Consider the following 19,077-nt stretch of genomic DNA (forward strand, 5'->3'; position numbering starts at 1 on the left):
CTCTGCTGCAGCGAACAAAACGATTCGCTACTAACAGCAAGATGCACCGAATAAAGTTCTTTAAAAATTAACAGTCGATAAGTGTGGGCGTTTGATGAAGGTGCCAAGAATTTCGGTTCTTGATTACTTAAATTATCAAATGTTCACAAAAAAGAAATACGTTGTCTCAGCAATGAGATAGCGGTCAGTATTTTGAGTGAGCGACCCCTGCCGCAAGGTAGGGTGGCAGAAATGCCAACAAACAGAGATTGAACTGAAGAGTTTGATCCTGGCTCAGATTGAACGCTGGCGGCATGCTTTACACATGCAAGTCGAACGGCAGCGCGGGGCAACCTGGCGGCGAGTGGCGAACGGGTGAGTAATATATCGGAACGTACCCAAGAGTGGGGGATAACGTAGCGAAAGTTACGCTAATACCGCATACGATCTAAGGATGAAAGCAGGGGATCTTCGGACCTTGTGCTCCTGGAGCGGCCGATATCTGATTAGCTAGTTGGTGAGGTAAAGGCTCACCAAGGCCACGATCAGTAGCTGGTCTGAGAGGACGACCAGCCACACTGGAACTGAGACACGGTCCAGACTCCTACGGGAGGCAGCAGTGGGGAATTTTGGACAATGGGCGAAAGCCTGATCCAGCAATGCCGCGTGAGTGAAGAAGGCCTTCGGGTTGTAAAGCTCTTTTGTCAGGGAAGAAACGGTGAGGGCTAATATCCCTCGCTAATGACGGTACCTGAAGAATAAGCACCGGCTAACTACGTGCCAGCAGCCGCGGTAATACGTAGGGTGCAAGCGTTAATCGGAATTACTGGGCGTAAAGCGTGCGCAGGCGGTTTTGTAAGTCTGACGTGAAATCCCCGGGCTCAACCTGGGAATTGCGTTGGAGACTGCAAGGCTAGAATCTGGCAGAGGGGGGTAGAATTCCACGTGTAGCAGTGAAATGCGTAGAGATGTGGAGGAACACCGATGGCGAAGGCAGCCCCCTGGGTCAAGATTGACGCTCATGCACGAAAGCGTGGGGAGCAAACAGGATTAGATACCCTGGTAGTCCACGCCCTAAACGATGTCTACTAGTTGTCGGGTTTTAATTAACTTGGTAACGCAGCTAACGCGTGAAGTAGACCGCCTGGGGAGTACGGTCGCAAGATTAAAACTCAAAGGAATTGACGGGGACCCGCACAAGCGGTGGATGATGTGGATTAATTCGATGCAACGCGAAAAACCTTACCTACCCTTGACATGTACGGAAGACCGAAGAGATTTGGTTGTGCTCGAAAGAGAACCGTAACACAGGTGCTGCATGGCTGTCGTCAGCTCGTGTCGTGAGATGTTGGGTTAAGTCCCGCAACGAGCGCAACCCTTGTCATTAGTTGCTACATTTAGTTGAGCACTCTAATGAGACTGCCGGTGACAAACCGGAGGAAGGTGGGGATGACGTCAAGTCCTCATGGCCCTTATGGGTAGGGCTTCACACGTCATACAATGGTACATACAGAGGGCCGCCAACCCGCGAGGGGGAGCTAATCCCAGAAAGTGTATCGTAGTCCGGATCGCAGTCTGCAACTCGACTGCGTGAAGTTGGAATCGCTAGTAATCGCGGATCAGCATGTCGCGGTGAATACGTTCCCGGGTCTTGTACACACCGCCCGTCACACCATGGGAGCGGGTTTTACCAGAAGTAGGTAGCTTAACCGCAAGGAGGGCGCTTACCACGGTAGGATTCGTGACTGGGGTGAAGTCGTAACAAGGTAGCCGTATCGGAAGGTGCGGCTGGATCACCTCCTTTCTAGAGTAGCACCACGAAACTGAGAAGTTTCATTATCAAGCGTCCACGCTTATCGACTGTTGAACAAGTAAAGAACAGTTTTATCGGGGCTGTAGCTCAGCTGGTTAGAGCACCGTGTTGATAACGCGGGGGTCGTTGGTTCGAGTCCAACCAGCCCTACCAATCAGCACCAAGCATCACCTGAATGGGGGATTAGCTCAGCTGGGAGAGCACCTGCTTTGCAAGCAGGGGGTCGTCGGTTCGATCCCGTCATCCTCCACCATTTAGATGGTAAAAGTTCAAACGTAAGCCTGGCGAATACGCCAACGCGGTTTAGGTTTGGTCTTTTCGAGATCACTGTTTTTTCGTTCTTTAACAATCTGGAAGAAGTAAAGTTTTTAAGTATGTAGCGCAAATCGGAAACGAGATGTGATGCATGCTTGGGTAGTAGTATTTGTATCATTGCAACACAGCTGTACTCTTGTACCTGTGACGATCTCTGTTGTCAGCAGAGGCCAACGTTATAGGGACAAGCGAATAAGTGCACATGGTGGATGCCTTGGCGATTACAGGCGATGAAGGACGTAGTAGCTTGCGATAAGCTGCGGGGAGCTAGCAAACGAGCTTTGATCCGCAGATTTCCGAATGGGGAAACCCGGCCTTTATAGGTCATTGCATACTGAATACATAGGTATGCAAAGCGAACGCGGCGAACTGAAACATCTAAGTAGCTGCAGGAAAAGAAATCAACCGAGATTCCCAAAGTAGTGGCGAGCGAAATGGGATGAGCCTGTATGTAATAGTCGATCGGATAGTGGAAGCCTCTGGAAATAGGCGCCATAGAGGGTGATAGCCCCTTACACGAAATTCGAACGGTGGTACTAAGCATACGACAAGTAGGGCGGGACACGAGAAATCCTGTCTGAACATGGGGGGACCATCCTCCAAGGCTAAATACTCGTAATCGACCGATAGTGAACCAGTACCGTGAGGGAAAGGCGAAAAGAACCCCGGGAGGGGAGTGAAATAGATCCTGAAACCGTGTGCATACAAACAGTAGGAGCGGACTTGTTCCGTGACTGCGTACCTTTTGTATAATGGGTCAGCGACTTACATTCAGTGGCGAGGTTAACCGTATAGGGGAGCCGTAGAGAAATCGAGTCCGAATAGGGCGACAGTCGCTGGGTGTAGACCCGAAACCAAGTGATCTACCCATGGCCAGGATGAAGGTGCGGTAACACGCCCTGGAGGTCCGAACCCACTAATGTTGAAAAATTAGGGGATGAGCTGTGGGTAGGGGTGAAAGGCTAAACAAACTTGGAAATAGCTGGTTCTCTCCGAAAACTATTTAGGTAGTGCCTCAAGTATCACCATCGGGGGTAGAGCACTGTTATGGCTAGGGGGTCATTGCGACTTACCAAACCATTGCAAACTCCGAATACCGATGAGTGCGAGCTTGGGAGACAGACATCGGGTGCTAACGTCCGGTGTCAAGAGGGAAACAACCCAGACCGCCAGCTAAGGTCCCAAAGATTGGCTAAGTGGAAAACGAAGTGGGAAGGCTAAAACAGTCAGGATGTTGGCTTAGAAGCAGCCATCATTTAAAGAAAGCGTAATAGCTCACTGATCGAGTCGTCCTGCGCGGAAGATGTAACGGGGCTAAGCCAGTCACCGAAGCTGCGGATATGTCTTAGGACATATGGTAGGAGAGCGTTCTGTAAGCCTGCGAAGGTGTCTTGTAAAGGATGCTGGAGGTATCAGAAGTGCGAATGCTGACATGAGTAGCGATAATGGGGGTGAAAAGCCTCCACGCCGTAAGCCCAAGGTTTCCTGTTCAACGTTCATCGGAGCAGGGTGAGTCGGCCCCTAAGGCGAGGCAGAGATGCGTAGCTGATGGGAAGCAGGTTAATATTCCTGCACCGTCGTATGATGCGATGGGGGGACGGATCGCGGAAGGTTGTCTGGCTGTTGGAATAGCCAGTTTTTGACTCATAGAAGGTGCTTAGGCAAATCCGGGCACGTAATTCAAGGGGTCGAGACGAGGAACTTAGGTTCTGAAGCAATCGGAAGTGGTTCCAAGAAAAGCCTCTAAGCTTCAGTCATACGAGACCGTACCGCAAACCGACACAGGTGGGCGAGATGAGTATTCTAAGGCGCTTGAGAGAACTCGGGAGAAGGAACTCGGCAAATTGGTACCGTAACTTCGGGATAAGGTACGCCCTAGTAGTTTGATTGGTTTACTCCATGAGGATGAACGGGTTGCAATAAAATGGTGGCTGCGACTGTTTAATAAAAACACAGCACTCTGCAAACACGAAAGTGGACGTATAGGGTGTGACGCCTGCCCGGTGCTGGAAGATTAAATGATGGGGTGCAAGCTCTTGATTGAAGTCCCAGTAAACGGCGGCCGTAACTATAACGGTCCTAAGGTAGCGAAATTCCTTGTCGGGTAAGTTCCGACCTGCACGAATGGCGTAACGATGGCCACACTGTCTCCTCCCGAGACTCAGCGAAGTTGAAATGTTTGTGATGATGCAATCTACCCGCGGCTAGACGGAAAGACCCCATGAACCTTTACTGTAGCTTTGCATTGGACTTTGAATCAATCTGTGTAGGATAGGTGGGAGGCTTTGAAGCGGACACGCTAGTGTTCGTGGAGCCAACCTTGAAATACCACCCTGGTTCATTTGAGGTTCTAACCTTGGTCCGTTATCCGGATCGGGGACAGTGCATGGTAGGCAGTTTGACTGGGGCGGTCTCCTCCTAAAGTGTAACGGAGGAGTTCGAAGGTACGCTAATTACGGTCGGACATCGTGATGATAGTGCAATGGCATAAGCGTGCTTAACTGCGAGACCGACAAGTCGAGCAGGTACGAAAGTAGGACATAGTGATCCGGTGGTTCTGTATGGAAGGGCCATCGCTCAACGGATAAAAGGTACTCTGGGGATAACAGGCTGATTCCTCCCAAGAGTTCATATCGACGGGGGAGTTTGGCACCTCGATGTCGGCTCATCACATCCTGGGGCTGTAGCCGGTCCCAAGGGTATGGCTGTTCGCCATTTAAAGTGGTACGTGAGCTGGGTTTAAAACGTCGTGAGACAGTTTGGTCCCTATCTGCCGTGGGCGTTGGAAATTTGAAGGGGGCTGCTCCTAGTACGAGAGGACCGGAGTGGACGAACCTCTGGTGTACCGGTTGTCACGCCAGTGGCATTGCCGGGTAGCTAAGTTCGGAAGAGATAACCGCTGAAAGCATCTAAGCGGGAAACTTGCCTTGAGATGAGATTTCCCAGAGCCTTGAGCTCTTTAAAGGGTCGTTCGAGACCAGGACGTTGATAGGCTGGGTGTGGAAGTGCAGTAATGCATTAAGCTAACCAGTACTAATTGCCCGTACGGCTTGTCCCTATAACCTTGGTAGTCCAGGGTTGCAAGAGTTCAGCTGTTGTTGATACAAATACGACCCCAAAATAAAAACTACTTCTTCCAGATTCAGAGTGTCACCTGACGTAGGGTGGACGGCTATGCCATCCACGCGTTCAAGCGACATTCGTACAAGTTATGCCTGATGACCATAGCAAGTCGGTCCCACCCCTTCCCATCCCGAACAGGACCGTGAAACGACTTTGCGCCGATGATAGTGCTGCAACCAGTGTGAAAGTAGGTTATCGTCAGGCTAGTTATATAGAAAAGCCCCACTCAGTGATCTGAGTGGGGCTTTTCGCTTTGGGCGACGATATTCACACAACCAAATAACCCGTGCCACCCGACCGATGTGACGCAAAAAAAGCCCGCTGATTCACATCAGCGGGCTTTTGCGCATCCAGAGGAATCGCGCCTGCTTATGCCCGATCCTCCAAATCAATCAACCTGTCCAGCAATCCTTCTACTGACGCCGCAATACGATCCAGACTGGCTTCACGCAGTTGCGCAGTATTGACCACCTGCTCGCTGCGCGATCCGGCCCAGCGCAGCAGGGCGCTGCAGGCATCCGGATGATCGAACAGGCCATGCAGATACGTCCCCATGATCTGGCCATCTGCCGACATCGCGCCTTCACCGCGTCCGTCGATTGCAAACACGGGCCGCGTCATCGCAGCACCACTCGATACGCCCATATGGATTTCATACCCACTGACGCGACCCGACGCATCGCCCGGCATGAAGGCACACAGTCCCTCGACCCGCGTCAACTGCTTGTCACGTGTGAGCTCGGTATCGATATCGAGTAGCCCGAGTCCATTCGACACACCTGGCGTACCTTCGACACCATGCGGGTCACCAACTGTCTTGCCCAGCATCTGGAACCCGCCGCACACGCCCATGACCTTGCCGCCGTAACGCAGGTGGCGCGCAATCTGCTCACGCCACCCATGCGTATCGAGCCAGGCCAGATCGCCGCGCGTGTTCTTGCTGCCCGGGAGGATGATCAGGTCGGCGCCGGGAATCGCTTCCGCCTCACGCACGAAACGCAGATCGACATCGGGATGCGCGCGCAGCGCATCGAAATCGGTGTGGTTACTCATGCGCGGCAGGCTGGGCACGACCACGCGAAACGCGCCCTTGCCCGTTTGCGCCGCCTGCACGGCGTCCTCCGCATCGAGGAACAGCCCGTGCAGATAGGGCAGCACGGCGAGTACCGGCTTGCCGGTCTGCGCCTCGAGCCAATCCAGCCCGGGTTCGAGCAGCTTGATGTCGCCGCGGAAGCGGTTGATGACAAACCCGATCACGCGGTCGCGCTCCGACTGCGACAGGCACGATAACGTGCCGACCAGGTGTGCGAACACGCCGCCGCGATCGATGTCGGCAACCAGGATGACCGGGCAGTCGACTGCTTCGGCAAAGCCCATATTGGCAATGTCGCGGTCGCGCAGATTGATTTCGGCCGGACTGCCGGCGCCTTCGACGATCACCGCCTCGTACTGGGCCAGCAGGCGCGCATGCGATTCGAGCACCGCGCCCATCGCGATCGGCTTGTACTGGTGGTAGTCGCGCGCATTCATGTCGGCGCGCACGCGGCCATGGATGATGACCTGGGCGCCAGTGTCGCTCGATGGCTTGAGCAGCACCGGGTTCATGTCGGTGTGCGCCTCGATGCCGGCGGCAATGGCCTGCAGCGCCTGGGCGCGGCCGATCTCGCCGCCATCGCGTGTGACCGCGCTATTCAGGGCCATGTTCTGTGGCTTGAACGGCGCGACCTTCACGCCGCGCTGCATCAACAGCCGGCATAGCGCTGCGACCACCGTGGTCTTGCCGGCGTCCGACGTCGTCCCTTGCACCATCAGGGTTCGATAGGGGAACGTGTTCATTTCGGGCGCCGCTGGCGTGCCTGCTCCAGCGCCTCGCACATCGTGGCGGTGCCCTGGATCATGCGTGGCCCAGCGCGATTGAGCAAATGGCCGTCGAGCGTGAACAGATTATTGCGGCTCACTGCGGTCATGGTGCCGTAGGTTTTCCACAACTGCACGCCGCCGTAGTTTTTTTCGGCCGTCGCGATGATCACTTCAGGATTTTCCTGCAGCACGCTTTCGAGCGTGACCACGGGCGCCGTCACGGCCAGCTTGTCGAAGACGTTCACGCCGCCGCACAGGTGCATCGCATCGGTCAGGATGTGTTTTCCGCTGAGCGTGTACAGCGGCTTGTCCCATACCTGGTAAAAGACGCGCACCGGCGCGCGGCCTGCGTACTGCTTGCGCAGGCTGGCCAGCTGCGTGCGCAGCGCGGCCGCCGCCGTCTTGGCTGCCGCATCGGTCCCCATCAACTGGCCAAGCCGCTCGACGCTGTCCGGAATGGCGTCCAGTGTCTGCGCATCGCTCTGGAACACCGGGATGCCGAGCTGGCGCACCATCTCGATCTGCCTGTCCGAGCTGTTGTGGCGCCAGGCCACGATCAGGTCGGGCTTCAGCGAGATCAGGAGTTCCATGTCGATCTCGCGGTTCGATCCGATGCGTGGAATGCGCTTGGCGGCCTCCGGATAATCGCTATAGTTCACGGCGCCCACGACGCGGGTGCCGCCACCGGCCGCGAACAGCAGCTCCGTCACGCTCGGTGCGAGCGAGATGATGCGCAGTGCCGGCTTGGCGACCGTGACGGTCTGGCCGCCGTCGTCCTTGACCGTAATCGCGGCTTGCGCACAGTTGATCGACAGGCCTGCAATCACGAAAGTCGTCAGGGCAGCCATCAGCATCGTTGTTTTCATCGTTGGTTCCATTCGTGAAGTGCGTGTTCAAAGCGGTGCCATTCAGGTTCGCCTGCCGGCAGGCCGACGCGGATACCGCGTCCGGCATCCCGGAACAGCCGGCACCAGATGCCACGCGCCGCCATGTGGGTATGGAAGGCTTCGGGCTGCGTCTGCGGCCACCAGCGAAACAGCGCCGTGCCACTGCTGGCGATGCCGTGGTCCAGCAACAGGCGGCTCATCCGATCGCCGGACTGGCGCAGACTGGCACGCGTCGCCTGCTGCCAGGCGCTATCTGTCAGCGCAGTCAGGGCAATCTCCTGCGCCGGTCCGCTGATGGTCCATGGCCCCAGCAGGTCAGCCAGATCGCGCAGCAGGCTGTCATGCGCGGCGACGAATCCCAGGCGCAGGCCCGCGAGGCCAAAGAACTTGCCGATCGAGCGCAGCACGATGAGGCCGGGGTGCGAGGCGTGCATCGCCACGCTGAGCGCCGTCGCGGTGTCGCCAAAGGCTTCGTCGACGACCAGCCAGCCGCCGCGCGCCTGCAGGCGTGTGGCCCAGTCGAGCAGGCGTTCTGGCGCGATCGTCTCGCCGGTCGGGTTATTCGGATTGACGACGACGACGACATCGCTGACGTCGACCGCCGCTTCCAGCTCGGCATACGCAACCTGCCGCAACCGGTGGCCATGCTGGCCCCAATGGTGCGCGTGCTCGGCATACGATGGCGCCGACACGGCGACACGCGACGGTGCGCGCAGGCGGGGCAGGGCCTGGATTGCGGCCTGGGTGCCGGCCACCGGCAGCACGTGCGGCGCCTGGTAGTACGCGCAGGCCGCCGCCAGCAGCGCAGGATCCGGCTCGGGCAGGCGCAGCCAGGCCCCGGGCGATGGCGTCGGCGCCGGATAGCCATGCGGGTTGATCCCGGTTGACAGGTCGATCCAGTCGTCGCGCCCATAATGCCGCGCGGCGTCGCGCAGGTTGCCGCCGTGTTCAAGCATGCGGCGCGCCGATCATGGTCAATACCGCCAGCAGGCAGACGACGCCGAGCCAGAGCAGCGTCGTGCGCAGCACCAGTTGCCAGGCGCGCTGGATGTCGCCAGCACAGGCGGCCGGGCCGGTGCCCAGTGGTGGGCGTTGTTCGACCTCGCCATCGTAGACGGCTGCGCCGCCGAGGGATACGCCCAGTGCACCGGCGCCGCTGGCCATTACTGGCCCGGCGTTCGGGCTGCTCCACGCCGGTGCCTGCGTGCGCCAGCAGTGCCAGGCGCGCGCACGCTCCGCACCGGCCAGCAGCACATACGACAGCGCGGTCAGGCGCGCCGGCACATAGTTCATCACGTCGTCGATGCGCGCTGCAGGGCGGCCGAACAGATTGAAACGCGCGCTGCGATAACCCCACATCGCATCGAGCGTATTGGTGAGCCGGAACAGCACCGCGCCCGGCCCGCCCAGCAGGATGAACCAGAACAGCGTGCCGAACACGGCGTCGTTGCCGTTTTCAAGGAGCGACTCGGCGCTCGCCTTGGCCAGGTCGGACTCGCTGGCGTTGGCAGTGTCGCGGCTGACGATGCGGGCGGTCAGCGCGCGCGCTTGGGCCAGGTCGCCGCCGCGCAGCGCCGCGTAGATCGGGATCGTATGGTCGCGCAGGCTGCGCAGGCCGATGCACAGATACAGCAGCGCCGCGTGCAGCCACAGGCCGGCGACATCGGTCAGCAGCACGAACAAGGCAGTCAATGGCAGCACTGCCAATGCCCACGCCAGGCTGCCACGCGGCAGGCGCAGGTTGCCGCGGTTCAGGCGCCGTTCGATGAAGCTTGCCAGATTGCCGAAGCCGACCAGCGGATGCCAGCGCCGCGTCTCGCCCAGCAGCAGGTCGAGCACAACACCGGCCACCAGCAGCAGCGCCACCGTCGACAACGACAAGCCAGTCAGCACAGGGAACCCTTCAGAACAAGTGGCAGGCCGGCCGCCACCAGCACCGCGCGCTCCACGCGCGCAGCCACGGCCTGATTCAGGCGCCCGGCTTCGTCGGCAAAGCTGCGCGAGATTGCGCCCCAGGGCACGATGCCCATGCCGACTTCGTTCGACACGAAGACCACGTCGCCCGGCAAGCCCGCATCGAGCAGGTCCAGCAGGGCCGCGCGCTCTTCATGGAACCGGTCCGGCAGGTTCAATGTGCCGACCTCGGGATACTCCCGGCCATCGCAGAACATCAGGTTGCTGAGCCACAGCGTCAGGCAATCGACCAGCACCAGGCGGCCCGGCAGGCATTCGGTGCGCAGCGTCTGCGCCAGCGCCAGTTCTTCCTCGACCGTGCGCCATTCGGGTGGCCGCTGTTCACGGTGCAGCGCAATGCGCGCCGCCATCTCGCCATCACCCGCGCGCGAGGTGGCGATGTACACGACTTCCCGGCCCGACTCGCGCGCCAGCCGTTCTGCGAAGGCGCTCTTGCCCGAGCGTGCGCCGCCGAAGACCAGCGTCGCGCTCATGGCGCACCGCCAAACAGCGCGGCAACCGCGCGCGGGTTGGACGGGAAGTAGCCGTGGAAGTAGGACGCGAAGAGCGAACCGACGCGGTACACCGCTTCGCCCGGTGTCTGCGTACGCTGCTTGACGGTATGCGCCTGCGGCGGGACGTCGGTGGCCAGCAGCGAATAGTGGAAGGTGTGTCCCCGCAGTTCGCCCTCCGGCGTGGCCAGCGCATGCATCCCGAGGCCAGCCAGGCGCGGTTGCATCGCCACTTCGCCCGGCAGCACGCCGGCCATCTCCCAGCGCCGGCCATCGCTGTCGGTCAAGCCATCGGCCAGGGCCATCATGCCGCCGCATTCGGCCACGATCGGCACGCCGCGCGCATGGGCCGCGCGGATCGATTCCCGCCAGCGCGTTGCGCCTTGCAGCGCCGCGCCATGCAGCTCGGGATAGCCGCCCGGCAGATACACGGCATCGGCATGGTCTGGCACCGCGTCGTTTGATAGCGGTGCAAAGTACCTGATCTGCGCGCCCAGCGCCTTGAGCAGCTCGACGTTCGCCGGATACACGAACATGAATGACGGATCATGCGCGATCGCGATCGTGCGGCCGGCAAGCGGCGTGTCGATCTGCGCCGGGACGGCGTGCGCCGGTGCCAATGCGGGCGCCATCACAGGCAGCGCATCCCACGCCGCCTCATCGAACTCGATGCTGTCGGCCAGCGCGTCAAGGATGCGCTGCAGCTCTTCGACTTCACCCGGCAGCACCAGGCCCAGTTGCCGTTCGGGCAGGTGATGCTCCTGGCGCGCCAGGGTGCCGATCAGGGGAATGTCGCGCAGCGACTCCTTGACCATCGCCGCGTGGCCGCTGCTGGCAACGCGGTTGGCGATCACGCCTGCCATCTGCACGGGGCCATAGTCACGCAAGCCTTGCGCCACGGCGCCGGCCGTCTGCGCCATCGCCGATGCATCCAGCACGGCGAGTACGGGGATGCCGAACGCGCGCGCCAGGTCGGCGCTCGACGGCGTGCCGTCGTACAGGCCCATCACGCCTTCGACGAGGATCGCGTCGGCCTCTGCGGCCGCATCTTGCAGGCGCTGGCGGCAGGCTTCAGGGCCGACCATCCACAGATCCAGATTGTGGACCGGCGTGCCGCACGCGCTCTCCAGCATCACCGGATCGACGAAGTCGGGACCGCACTTGAACACGCGCACGCGCTTGCCCATGCGGATCAAACGCCGCGCCAGCGCGGCCGTGACGGTGGTCTTGCCCTGGCCGGAGGCCATTGCCGCCACCAGCACCACGCGCGCGCCGGGATGCGCGTTCATTACCACTCCGTCCCGGCCTGGGCGCCGATCCCCGCCTTGAACGCGTGCTTGACGACATTCATTTCAGTGACGGTGTCGGCGACCGCCACCAGTTCGGGCGGCGCCCCACGGCCCGTGATGACCACGTGCTGCATGGTGGGGCGGTCGAGCAGGTCGGCGATTACGGTGTGCACGTCGACGTACCCGTATTTGAGCGCGATATTCAGTTCGTCCAGCACCACCATGCCGATGGCAGGATCGGACAGGAACTGCTTGGCCAGCGCCCACGCCTCGGTCGCTTTTTCGATGTCGCGCTCGCGGTTCTGGGTTTCCCAGGTATAGCCTTCGCCCATCGCATGGAAACGCACTTCGTCCGGGAAGCGGCGCAGGAAGGTTTCTTCGCCGGTCGACAGCGCGCCCTTGATGAACTGGACCACGCCGACCTGCATGCCATGGCCCAGCGCGCGCGCCACCATGCCGAACGCGCTCGAGCTCTTGCCTTTACCGTTGCCGGTATTGACGATGATGATGCCGATCTCCTTGTCGGCCGACGCGATCTTTGCGTCGATGACGGCTTTCTTGCGCTCCATGCGCACGCGGTGGCGTTCGTTCAGCGCAGCGGTTTGTTCGGGAGTCATGTCGTTCATGCGGAATCCTCTTGAGGGATGAAGATGCGGCGGCCGTGATGTTCGATCATCTCGATCGGGTGGCCGAGGTAGTCGCCCAGCAGAGCAGGCTGCATGGTCTGTTCATTGGTGCCGGCGTGCCAGCGGCCATCGCCCATCAGCAGCAGCACGTGCGTCGAGATGCGCGAAGCCAGGTTCAGGTCGTGGCCGATCATGACCACGGTGTGATTCCGCTCGCGGCACAGGCGCGCAAGCAGGCCTGTCACGCTCACCTGATGGGCCAGGTCGAGCGCATTGGCTGGCTCGTCGAGCAGCAGCAGCGGGGTTTGTTGGGCCAGCAGGGCGGCAATCGCCACGCGCTGGCGCTCGCCGCCGGACAGCGTACGCACGTCGCGCGCGGCCAGGTCGCTCACGTCCATCGACGCCAGGGCTTCCAGCGCAACCTGATGGTCGTCCCTGCCTTCCCAGTAGCGGTTGGCGTGGTACGGGTGGCGCGCCGAGAGTACGCTCTCGAGGACCGTGTAGGCAAAGGCATCGTGGCGCGACTGGGCGAGAAAGGCACGTTCGCGCGCCAGGTCGGTCAGCGGCCAGGCCGCCAGGGCGCGCCCGCCGATGTGGATGGCGCCGCCGTCGGGCTGGTGCAAGCCTGCCAGCGTGCGCAGCAAGGTGCTCTTGCCGGCGCCATTGCGGCCGATGATGCTCCAGCATTCGCCCGGTTGCGCGGCCCAGTCGAGGCCCTGCACCAGGGTGCGCCCGGCAATGGACAAGCGCAGGTCGTGGGTGGCGATAACGGTCATTTGCGCATGCGGTGCAGTTGATACAGGAAGACCGGCGCACCGATCATCGCCGTGATGGCGCCGACCGGCAGCTGCTGCGGCGCGACGATCGTGCGTGCCAGCGTATCGCACAGCACGAGGAACGCGCCGCCGCTCAGGACGACGGCGGGAATCAGCACGCGGTGATCAGGGCCAAAGGCGAAGCGGCAGGCGTGCGGCACGATCAGGCCGACGAAGCCGACGGCGCCAGCACTGGTGACGGCGCTTGCCGTGAGCAGGGCCGACACAAAAAACAGGCCCTTGCGCAGCGCGCTCACACGCACACCCAGCGTGACGGCGTTTTCGGCGTGCAGCGCGACCATGTTCATGGCGCGCGCGCTGCGCATGGCAAACAGCAGTGCGCCGACCAGCACGATCCACGGCGCCAGACGCAGCGGCGCGCCGGCCAGATCGCCAATCAGCCAGAAGATCATGCTGCGCAGGCGTCCCTCCGGCGCGATCGACAGCATGAGAGTGACGAGGGAGCCGCACAGGGCCGAGACGATCACGCCGGTCAGCAGCAGCATTGAGGCGCCGCCTTCGGCAGCCTGGCCGCTGCGCAGGTCGCGCCGCGCCAGTGCGTACAGGAGCAGGGAGACGCCGACGGCGCCGACCAGCGCGGCCGCATCGACCATCAGCGTGGACGCCATGAGTAGCAAGGCGAGGAGGGCGCCGACCGAGGCGCCGGACGAGACGCCCAGCACATACGGGTCGGCGAGAGGATTGCGTAATAGCGCCTGCATCATCAGGCCGGCCAGGGCGAGGGCGCCGCCGGTGGCAAAGGCCACCAGCGCGCGGCTGGCGCGCAGGTCGAGCAGGGATGCGGACAGGGATTCGGGTTGGCCATTGGCCAATTGGCGCAGGGCGTCGGGGATGTCGCTGAGCGGCACGCGGATGGAACCGGTCATGCCCGAGAACAGCAGGGTGGCGATGGCCAGGACCAGCATGGCGCCGACGATGAGCGTGGCGCGTTGGCGTAATGGCGGGACGGGTGCTTGCATGCGGGCCCTGATAGTTGATCGATGCCCGCGGCGCGTGCGCCGCGGGCGGAAAATGCCAGCTTAACGGATGCCGTAGCGCAGCGACGCGAACCAGGTGCGGCCGCTGGTGCCGTAGTTGCGCGCCACTTCGTAGTTCTTGTCCGTGACGTTGTTCACGCGCAGCAGCAAGGACCAGTCGGGCGTGAACTGGTACGTGGTGTACAGGTTCAGCAAGCCGTAGCCACCCAGGCGGCTGGTATTGGGCGCGTTGTCGAAACGATCCCCCGACACGGTCAGCTCGGCGCCGCTCTTGAACTGGCCCATCACGTAGTCGGCCGCGAAGTTGGCGTGCTTCTTCGCGCGGCGCGCCAACTGGCGGCCGGTGGTGTCGTCACGCGGATCCTGCCAATCGAGGCTGGCGCGCAGGTTCACGTCCATCAGGCGCGTGCTGCCGGCCAGCGAGAAGCCTTCGAGCGTCGCTTCGTTGACGTTGTAGGCGCAGCTGCGGTTGATACCATCCGGGCAGGGCGTGCTTGATACGATCATGTCGGTCAGGCGGTTGTGGAAGTACGTGGCGTCGAGCGTGTAGCCGTTGCCGTCGTAGCGCAGGCCCACTTCACGGTTGCGGCCTTTTTCCGGCTTGTTCGTCGCCAGGCCGTAGCCCGGGAAGTACAACTCGTTGAAGGTCGGGGCGCGGAAGCTCGTGCCGATGCTGGCGGTGGCGCGCAGGCCGTTGCCGAACTCGTAGCCGTAGCCGGCGGCGCCAGTATTCTGGCTGCCGTAGACCGAGCGGTCCTGGCGCGCGCTGACGTCGAACAGGTGATTGGCGCGCTTGGCCGAGTAGGCCGCGGCATACGAATTGGTAATGCGCGTCTGGCGCATCGACGAGACTTCTTCCTTGCGGTGGTTGAACAGCAGCTGCAGGGTATCCTGGCCGATGGCGACGTTGTTCTGCCACGAGAATTCGTTCTGCTTGGTGTCGATCTGGCTGGCGCCGCTGGCCGTGGCATTGCTGAAGTTGCCCGACTTGTCTTCCGAACGCGCGTACTGCACGGTGCTGCGCCAGTTCGGCAGGAACTGGTTGGTCATGTAGACGGCTGCGGTATTGATGTCCGAGTCGCTGTGCACATCGTAGCTGCCGGAGCCACTGGCATCGTACTGGCTGAACGTGCGGCTGACCAGGAACTGGGCGCCGATCTCGTGGCCCGGTGCGAGCGCCATCGACACACGGCCGTTGGCGTTGCGGCGGCGATAGCCGTCTTCGTCGGCGTTGTAGCCTGACGCGCCGGGCCGCGTTGACGAAAAGCCGTCCGACTCTTCGTAGCCGGCGCCGAAGGCATAGTTGATGGCATTCGGGCCACCGCTGCTGCCGAAGATGCCTGCATCGCCCTGCAGCGTCGCGTTGCTGCCCGCGCCGAGCGAAGCGGTGACGACAGGTGCGCCTTCGCCCTTGCGCGTGAAGATCTGGATCACGCCGCCGATGGCGTCGGCGCCGTACAGCGTGCTCAGTGGCCCGTAGACGATTTCGATGCGGTCGATGGCGCCCAGCGGGATTGCATTCCAGCTGGCGGTGCCGGTGGTGGACGAGCCGATGCGCACGCCGTCGAGCAGCACGACGATCTGATTGGCGTTTGCGCCGCGCACATAGACGCTGGTCGTGGTGCCGGCCGGGCCGTTGCGGGCGATCTCGATGCCGCGCTGGCGCTGCAGGATGTCGGCCACCGAGCCAGCGCCCGAGCGCGCGATTTCTTCGGCGTTGATGACGGTGGTGTCGGCGACCAGGTCCGCAGCGAGTTGCGGCGTGCGGGTCGCGGTGACGACGACGGTGTCAGCAACTTCGGCGATGGCGGTGGACGAGATGAGGGCGAGTGCGAGCGACACGGCGGCCGCTTGCCGGCTTACTGGAAAATTCATGAGTGGTTCTTATCAAAGGCATCCCGCCGACGTCCCCGTGGGCTGGATTCAAAGGATCGCGCTGTGCGCGTATCCACCTTTTGGCCGGTATCCGGGCTGACAAGTATGGCCGTCCGACCTTCCCATGCTCAGAAAAGCACAGTGGTATGAGGGGGCGGTTTGCCGCAGGACCCGATGAGAGGCTGCAGCACTTGCTTACCGTTGCGGGGGCAGCACGCGTTGGCCCTGTGAAGGGCTTCGTGTTTCCCGTTTAACTGCACCTGCGAACGCAGGCGCGAGCACCAAAACGCGCTCATTATAAGGTGGTTGAACCGGGCATTGTCATATTTCCAGCACCATGACTTCGCCGTAGCCGATCTGGTGTGGTGTCGATGCCGCACGCAGCGCAGCATCCTCCAATGTACCGCCGCCGGACATGGCGTACAGCAGGCGCATGGCGCCGGCGTGGCAGATGACGAGTGCTGCGGCGCACCCTGCGCGCTGGATGTCGGCCCGAAACGCGGCCACGCGCACAGCCACCTGCAGGACGTTTTCGCCGCCGCCAGGGCGGTAGTGGAGCAGGTCGGCGTTCCAGGCATCGATTTCGTCCCGCGCGATGTCATCCCAGTGGCGCAGCTCCCACGCGCCAAAGTCCATCTCGGCCAGGCGCGCGTCGAACGTGGGTGCGCTTGACAGCTGCTGCGCCAATACGGCGCTGCGTTGCAAAGGGCTAGCGTAGACCGGCATTGCGCCTGGCAGGTTCTGATGATTCAGCGCCGCCAGCACGCGTGCGGTGTCTGTTGCCTGCGCCGGCAGGTCGGTGCGGCCGTAGCAGTGCCCGGCCGGCACGTCCGGTCTCGGATGGCGCACGAGGTAGAGGCGCATCAGGCCAGCGCGCCGCGGCCGAGTGTGGCCAGCACCGCGATATAGATGGCGACTTCCGCCAATTGCTGCACGGCGCCAAGGCAGTCGCCGGTATAGCCTTGTAGCCGGCGCGTGAATGTGCGGGCCAGCCAGCGCGTCGCCAGCAAGGCCGCAAACAGCGCCGCGCCAATCGCGGCCAGGTCGAGCAGGCCGACGGCGAGCAGCGCGAGCGCCGGGACCAGCACCGTGAGCGTTGCGATCCCGAATTCGGCGCTGCTCATGCGCACGGCCAGCGGCTTGGCCTTGCCTTCCGCGCGGGCATATTCCATCTGCCAGATCAGGGACGTGGCGGCCAGGCGCGAAAGCGGGTGGGCCAGCAGCAGGGCGCCGACAGCAGTCAAGGGCGGCAGCGTGGCGAGTGCGGCCAGCTTCGCGCCCAGCATGCAGACGATACCGATCGCGCCATACGCACCGACGCGCGAATCCTTCATGATCTCGAGCGCGCGCTCTTTCGTCATGCCGCCGCCCAGACCGTCGCAGGTATCGGCGAAGCCGTCTTCGTGAAAGGCGCCGGTGAGGTAGATGGTCGCGGCGGTGGAGAGTACCGCGGCCACTGGCGCTGGCAGCCAGTGCGCGGCGATGAAATAGATAGCCGCGCCGATGGCGCCTACCACGATGCCCACCAGCGGGAAGTAGCGCGACGCGTGATTGAGCCAGGCCGGCTCGAAGCCGACCCAGTGCGGGATCGGGATCCGCGTGAAAAACTGCAGCGCAATGAAGAACAGGCGCAGTTGATGGATCATCCCGCGTGCTCGCCCAGTTGTCCCGAGACCTGGGCCGATGCGAAGGTCGCCATCTCGCTCAGGAAGTTGGCCGCTGCGTGCAGCAGGGGCAGGGCAAGGGCGCTGCCAGTGCCTTCGCCCAGGCGCAGGCCCAGGTCGAGCAGCGGCCGTGCCCCAAGCTGATCGAGCAGCAGAGCGTGGCCATGCTCGCCGGAGCAGTGCGCGAACACGCAATAGTCGAGGATCGCCGGTTGCAGGCGCGCAGCGACCAGCAGCGCGCTGGTGACGATGAAGCCGTCGATCAGCAGCACCTTGCGCAGGCTGGCTGCCTGTAGCATGGCGCCGGCCATCATCGCGATTTCGAAGCCGCCGAAGGTGGCCAGGACCTCGAGCGGTTCGTGTACGCTGGCGTGATGCGCGATGGCCGCGGCGACTACGCGCTCTTTATGGCGGATGCCGTCAGGCGTCAGGCCGGTGCCGGCGCCGACGCAGGCAGCCGCCGGCTGGCCGGTCAGCTTGTGCATCAGCGCTGCCGCAGCGGTCGTGTTCCCGATGCCCATCTCGCCGAAGCCCACGACATTGCCGGGCAGGTTGCGCGCCAGGGCCATGCCGTGTTCGAGGGCGGTAGCACAGTGCTGCGCCGACATTGCCGGTTCGACGGCGAAGTTGTTCGTGCCGTTGGCGACTTTACGGTCGAGCAGACCAGCGCGCACGCCGAAGTCGTGGTTCACGCCAGCGTCGATCACGCGCAGCGCGCAGCCGTTCTGGCGCGCGAACACATTGATGGCCGCGCCATTGGTGAGGAAGTTTTCGACCATCTGCCAGGTGACGTCCTGGGGATAGGCGGAAATGCCTTCGGCGACCACGCCATGGTCGGCGGCAAAAACGAGGATGGCAGGCTGGTCGATCGTCACACGGGTTGTCTGCTGGATCAGGCCCAACTGGGTGGCGAGATCCTCTAGACGCCCCAGGCTGCCAAGCGGCTTGGTCTTGTTATTGATCGCAGCGGCCAGGGATTGGGACAGCGCCGCATGGGCGATCGGGGCAATAACAGGAATATGCATGAGTAATGAAAAGGTCGCTATGGGCGGCGGCCACGATATCACAAGAGAAAGCATTGCAAGACCATCCTGGCTTTGTTATAGTCTCGCTCCTCGACGCAGACGCCGCCTCAAACGCAGCGACAGCGAAGAAAAAGAAGGAAAGAAGGGGTTGACGAAAAATGAGAAACACTTCATAATCTCGCCTCTCTGCTGCTAACGAACACAACGCTTCGTAGCAAACAGCAGAAGCAGCACCGAATAAAGTTCTTTAAAAATTAACAGTCGATAAGTGTGGGCGTTTGATGAGGGTGCCAAAGACTTCGGTCTTTGATTACTTAAATTATCAAATGTTCACAAAAAAGAA

The 19,077-nt window shown here is 61.7% G+C and carries 13 protein-coding genes, 2 tRNA genes, 3 rRNA genes and 1 riboswitch; of the genes, 5 read left to right on the forward strand and 13 right to left on the reverse strand.

The genetic code is table 11. The features are described from left to right. The first annotated feature begins 250 nt into the window (after positions 1–250). From ACZ0AJ_RS00005 to rrf, 5 genes are all read left to right on the forward strand, one after another. A 16S ribosomal RNA gene (locus ACZ0AJ_RS00005) occupies positions 251–1,783 on the forward strand. An 85-nt stretch (positions 1,784–1,868) separates the two neighbouring features. Beyond that, positions 1,869–1,945, forward strand: a tRNA-Ile gene (locus tag ACZ0AJ_RS00010). A 24-nt stretch (positions 1,946–1,969) separates the two neighbouring features. Beyond that, positions 1,970–2,045: transfer RNA gene (locus ACZ0AJ_RS00015), tRNA-Ala, on the forward strand. 244 nt (positions 2,046–2,289) lie between these two features. Continuing rightward, positions 2,290–5,165, forward strand: a 23S ribosomal RNA gene (locus ACZ0AJ_RS00020). Between the two features lie 156 nt (positions 5,166–5,321). Next, positions 5,322–5,434: ribosomal RNA gene (gene rrf, locus ACZ0AJ_RS00025) — 5S ribosomal RNA — on the forward strand. Together the 16S, 23S and 5S rRNA genes with 2 tRNA genes alongside form the textbook arrangement of a ribosomal RNA operon. Before the next feature lie 165 nt (positions 5,435–5,599). Here the strand turns inward: rrf and ACZ0AJ_RS00030 are convergent. The 13 genes from ACZ0AJ_RS00030 to cobT all read right to left on the reverse strand — a co-directional run bounded on the left by ACZ0AJ_RS00030 (position 5,600) and on the right by cobT (position 18,734). Then, on the reverse strand, positions 5,600–7,066 hold the full coding sequence (locus ACZ0AJ_RS00030) for a cobyric acid synthase (protein ID WP_499453077.1): 1,467 nt from the start codon (positions 7,064–7,066) through the stop codon (positions 5,600–5,602). Then, positions 7,063–7,956 carry a cobalamin-binding protein gene (locus ACZ0AJ_RS00035; RefSeq protein ID WP_499453079.1) on the reverse strand — a complete coding sequence of 298 codons (894 nt, stop codon included), beginning with the start codon at positions 7,954–7,956 and terminating at the stop codon, positions 7,063–7,065. Before ACZ0AJ_RS00035 ends, ACZ0AJ_RS00030 begins: the two co-directional genes overlap by 4 nt. Next, positions 7,953–8,933, reverse strand: a complete 981-nt coding sequence (cobD, locus tag ACZ0AJ_RS00040) for a threonine-phosphate decarboxylase CobD (RefSeq protein WP_499453081.1) — start codon at positions 8,931–8,933, stop codon at positions 7,953–7,955. The genes ACZ0AJ_RS00035 and cobD overlap by 4 nt, the downstream gene beginning before the upstream one ends. Beyond that, positions 8,926–9,870: an adenosylcobinamide-phosphate synthase CbiB gene (gene cbiB / locus ACZ0AJ_RS00045; RefSeq protein ID WP_499453083.1), complete on the reverse strand. Its 945-nt coding sequence runs from the start codon at positions 9,868–9,870 to the stop codon at positions 8,926–8,928. Before cbiB ends, cobD begins: the two co-directional genes overlap by 8 nt. Then, positions 9,864–10,424, reverse strand: a complete 561-nt coding sequence (gene cobU, locus ACZ0AJ_RS00050; RefSeq protein ID WP_499453085.1) for a bifunctional adenosylcobinamide kinase/adenosylcobinamide-phosphate guanylyltransferase — start codon at positions 10,422–10,424, stop codon at positions 9,864–9,866. The genes cbiB and cobU overlap by 7 nt, the downstream gene beginning before the upstream one ends. Beyond that, entirely contained in the window at positions 10,421–11,731 is a 1,311-nt protein-coding gene (locus ACZ0AJ_RS00055; RefSeq protein ID WP_499453087.1) for a cobyrinic acid a,c-diamide synthase CobB, read from the reverse strand. Before ACZ0AJ_RS00055 ends, cobU begins: the two co-directional genes overlap by 4 nt. Further along, the gene (gene cobO, locus ACZ0AJ_RS00060; RefSeq protein WP_499453089.1) at positions 11,731–12,357 is read right to left on the reverse strand and encodes a cob(I)yrinic acid a,c-diamide adenosyltransferase; all 627 of its coding nucleotides are present in this window, start codon (positions 12,355–12,357) and stop codon (positions 11,731–11,733) included. The genes ACZ0AJ_RS00055 and cobO overlap by 1 nt, the downstream gene beginning before the upstream one ends. Then, a complete protein-coding gene (locus ACZ0AJ_RS00065; protein ID WP_499453091.1) occupies positions 12,354–13,133 on the reverse strand; it encodes an ABC transporter ATP-binding protein in 780 nt (259 codons plus the stop codon). The genes cobO and ACZ0AJ_RS00065 overlap by 4 nt, the downstream gene beginning before the upstream one ends. Beyond that, complete coding sequence (locus tag ACZ0AJ_RS00070; RefSeq protein ID WP_499453093.1) at positions 13,130–14,152, reverse strand: FecCD family ABC transporter permease; 1,023 nt, start codon at positions 14,150–14,152, stop codon at positions 13,130–13,132. Before ACZ0AJ_RS00070 ends, ACZ0AJ_RS00065 begins: the two co-directional genes overlap by 4 nt. A 60-nt stretch (positions 14,153–14,212) precedes the next feature. Further along, entirely contained in the window at positions 14,213–16,045 is a 1,833-nt protein-coding gene (locus ACZ0AJ_RS00075) for a TonB-dependent receptor domain-containing protein (RefSeq protein WP_499453095.1), read from the reverse strand. Between the two features lie 65 nt (positions 16,046–16,110). Then, positions 16,111–16,346, reverse strand: a riboswitch (cobalamin riboswitch). A 20-nt stretch (positions 16,347–16,366) separates the two neighbouring features. Next, positions 16,367–16,909 (reverse strand): histidine phosphatase family protein, encoded by a 543-nt coding sequence (locus ACZ0AJ_RS00080; RefSeq protein ID WP_499453097.1) that lies wholly within the window; start codon positions 16,907–16,909, stop codon positions 16,367–16,369. Next, complete coding sequence (locus ACZ0AJ_RS00085; protein ID WP_499453099.1) at positions 16,909–17,691, reverse strand: adenosylcobinamide-GDP ribazoletransferase; 783 nt, start codon at positions 17,689–17,691, stop codon at positions 16,909–16,911. The genes ACZ0AJ_RS00080 and ACZ0AJ_RS00085 overlap by 1 nt, the downstream gene beginning before the upstream one ends. Continuing rightward, positions 17,688–18,734, reverse strand: a complete 1,047-nt coding sequence (gene cobT, locus ACZ0AJ_RS00090) for a nicotinate-nucleotide--dimethylbenzimidazole phosphoribosyltransferase (RefSeq protein ID WP_499453101.1) — start codon at positions 18,732–18,734, stop codon at positions 17,688–17,690. Before cobT ends, ACZ0AJ_RS00085 begins: the two co-directional genes overlap by 4 nt. Positions 18,735–19,077: the final 343 nt, after the last annotated feature.

It is taken from the genome of Telluria sp. AC161 (assembly GCF_979258535.1).

Excerpts from the sequence above, each read along its gene's own strand:
- ACZ0AJ_RS00030 (WP_499453077.1), bottom strand. The coding sequence starts at position 7,066 with ATGAACACGTTCCCCTATCGAACCCTGATGGTGCAAGGGACGACGTCG.
- ACZ0AJ_RS00035 (WP_499453079.1), bottom strand. The coding sequence starts at position 7,956 with ATGAAAACAACGATGCTGATGGCTGCCCTGACGACTTTCGTGATTGCA.
- cobD (WP_499453081.1), bottom strand. The coding sequence starts at position 8,933 with ATGCTTGAACACGGCGGCAACCTGCGCGACGCCGCGCGGCATTATGGG.
- cobU (WP_499453085.1), bottom strand. The coding sequence starts at position 10,424 with ATGAGCGCGACGCTGGTCTTCGGCGGCGCACGCTCGGGCAAGAGCGCC.
- ACZ0AJ_RS00055 (WP_499453087.1), bottom strand. The coding sequence starts at position 11,731 with ATGAACGCGCATCCCGGCGCGCGCGTGGTGCTGGTGGCGGCAATGGCC.
- cobO (WP_499453089.1), bottom strand. The coding sequence starts at position 12,357 with ATGAACGACATGACTCCCGAACAAACCGCTGCGCTGAACGAACGCCAC.
- ACZ0AJ_RS00065 (WP_499453091.1), bottom strand. The coding sequence starts at position 13,133 with ATGACCGTTATCGCCACCCACGACCTGCGCTTGTCCATTGCCGGGCGC.
- ACZ0AJ_RS00070 (WP_499453093.1), bottom strand. The coding sequence starts at position 14,152 with ATGCAAGCACCCGTCCCGCCATTACGCCAACGCGCCACGCTCATCGTC.
- ACZ0AJ_RS00075 (WP_499453095.1), bottom strand. The coding sequence starts at position 16,045 with ATGAATTTTCCAGTAAGCCGGCAAGCGGCCGCCGTGTCGCTCGCACTC.
- ACZ0AJ_RS00080 (WP_499453097.1), bottom strand. The coding sequence starts at position 16,909 with ATGCGCCTCTACCTCGTGCGCCATCCGAGACCGGACGTGCCGGCCGGG.
- ACZ0AJ_RS00085 (WP_499453099.1), bottom strand. The coding sequence starts at position 17,691 with ATGATCCATCAACTGCGCCTGTTCTTCATTGCGCTGCAGTTTTTCACG.
- cobT (WP_499453101.1), bottom strand. The coding sequence starts at position 18,734 with ATGCATATTCCTGTTATTGCCCCGATCGCCCATGCGGCGCTGTCCCAA.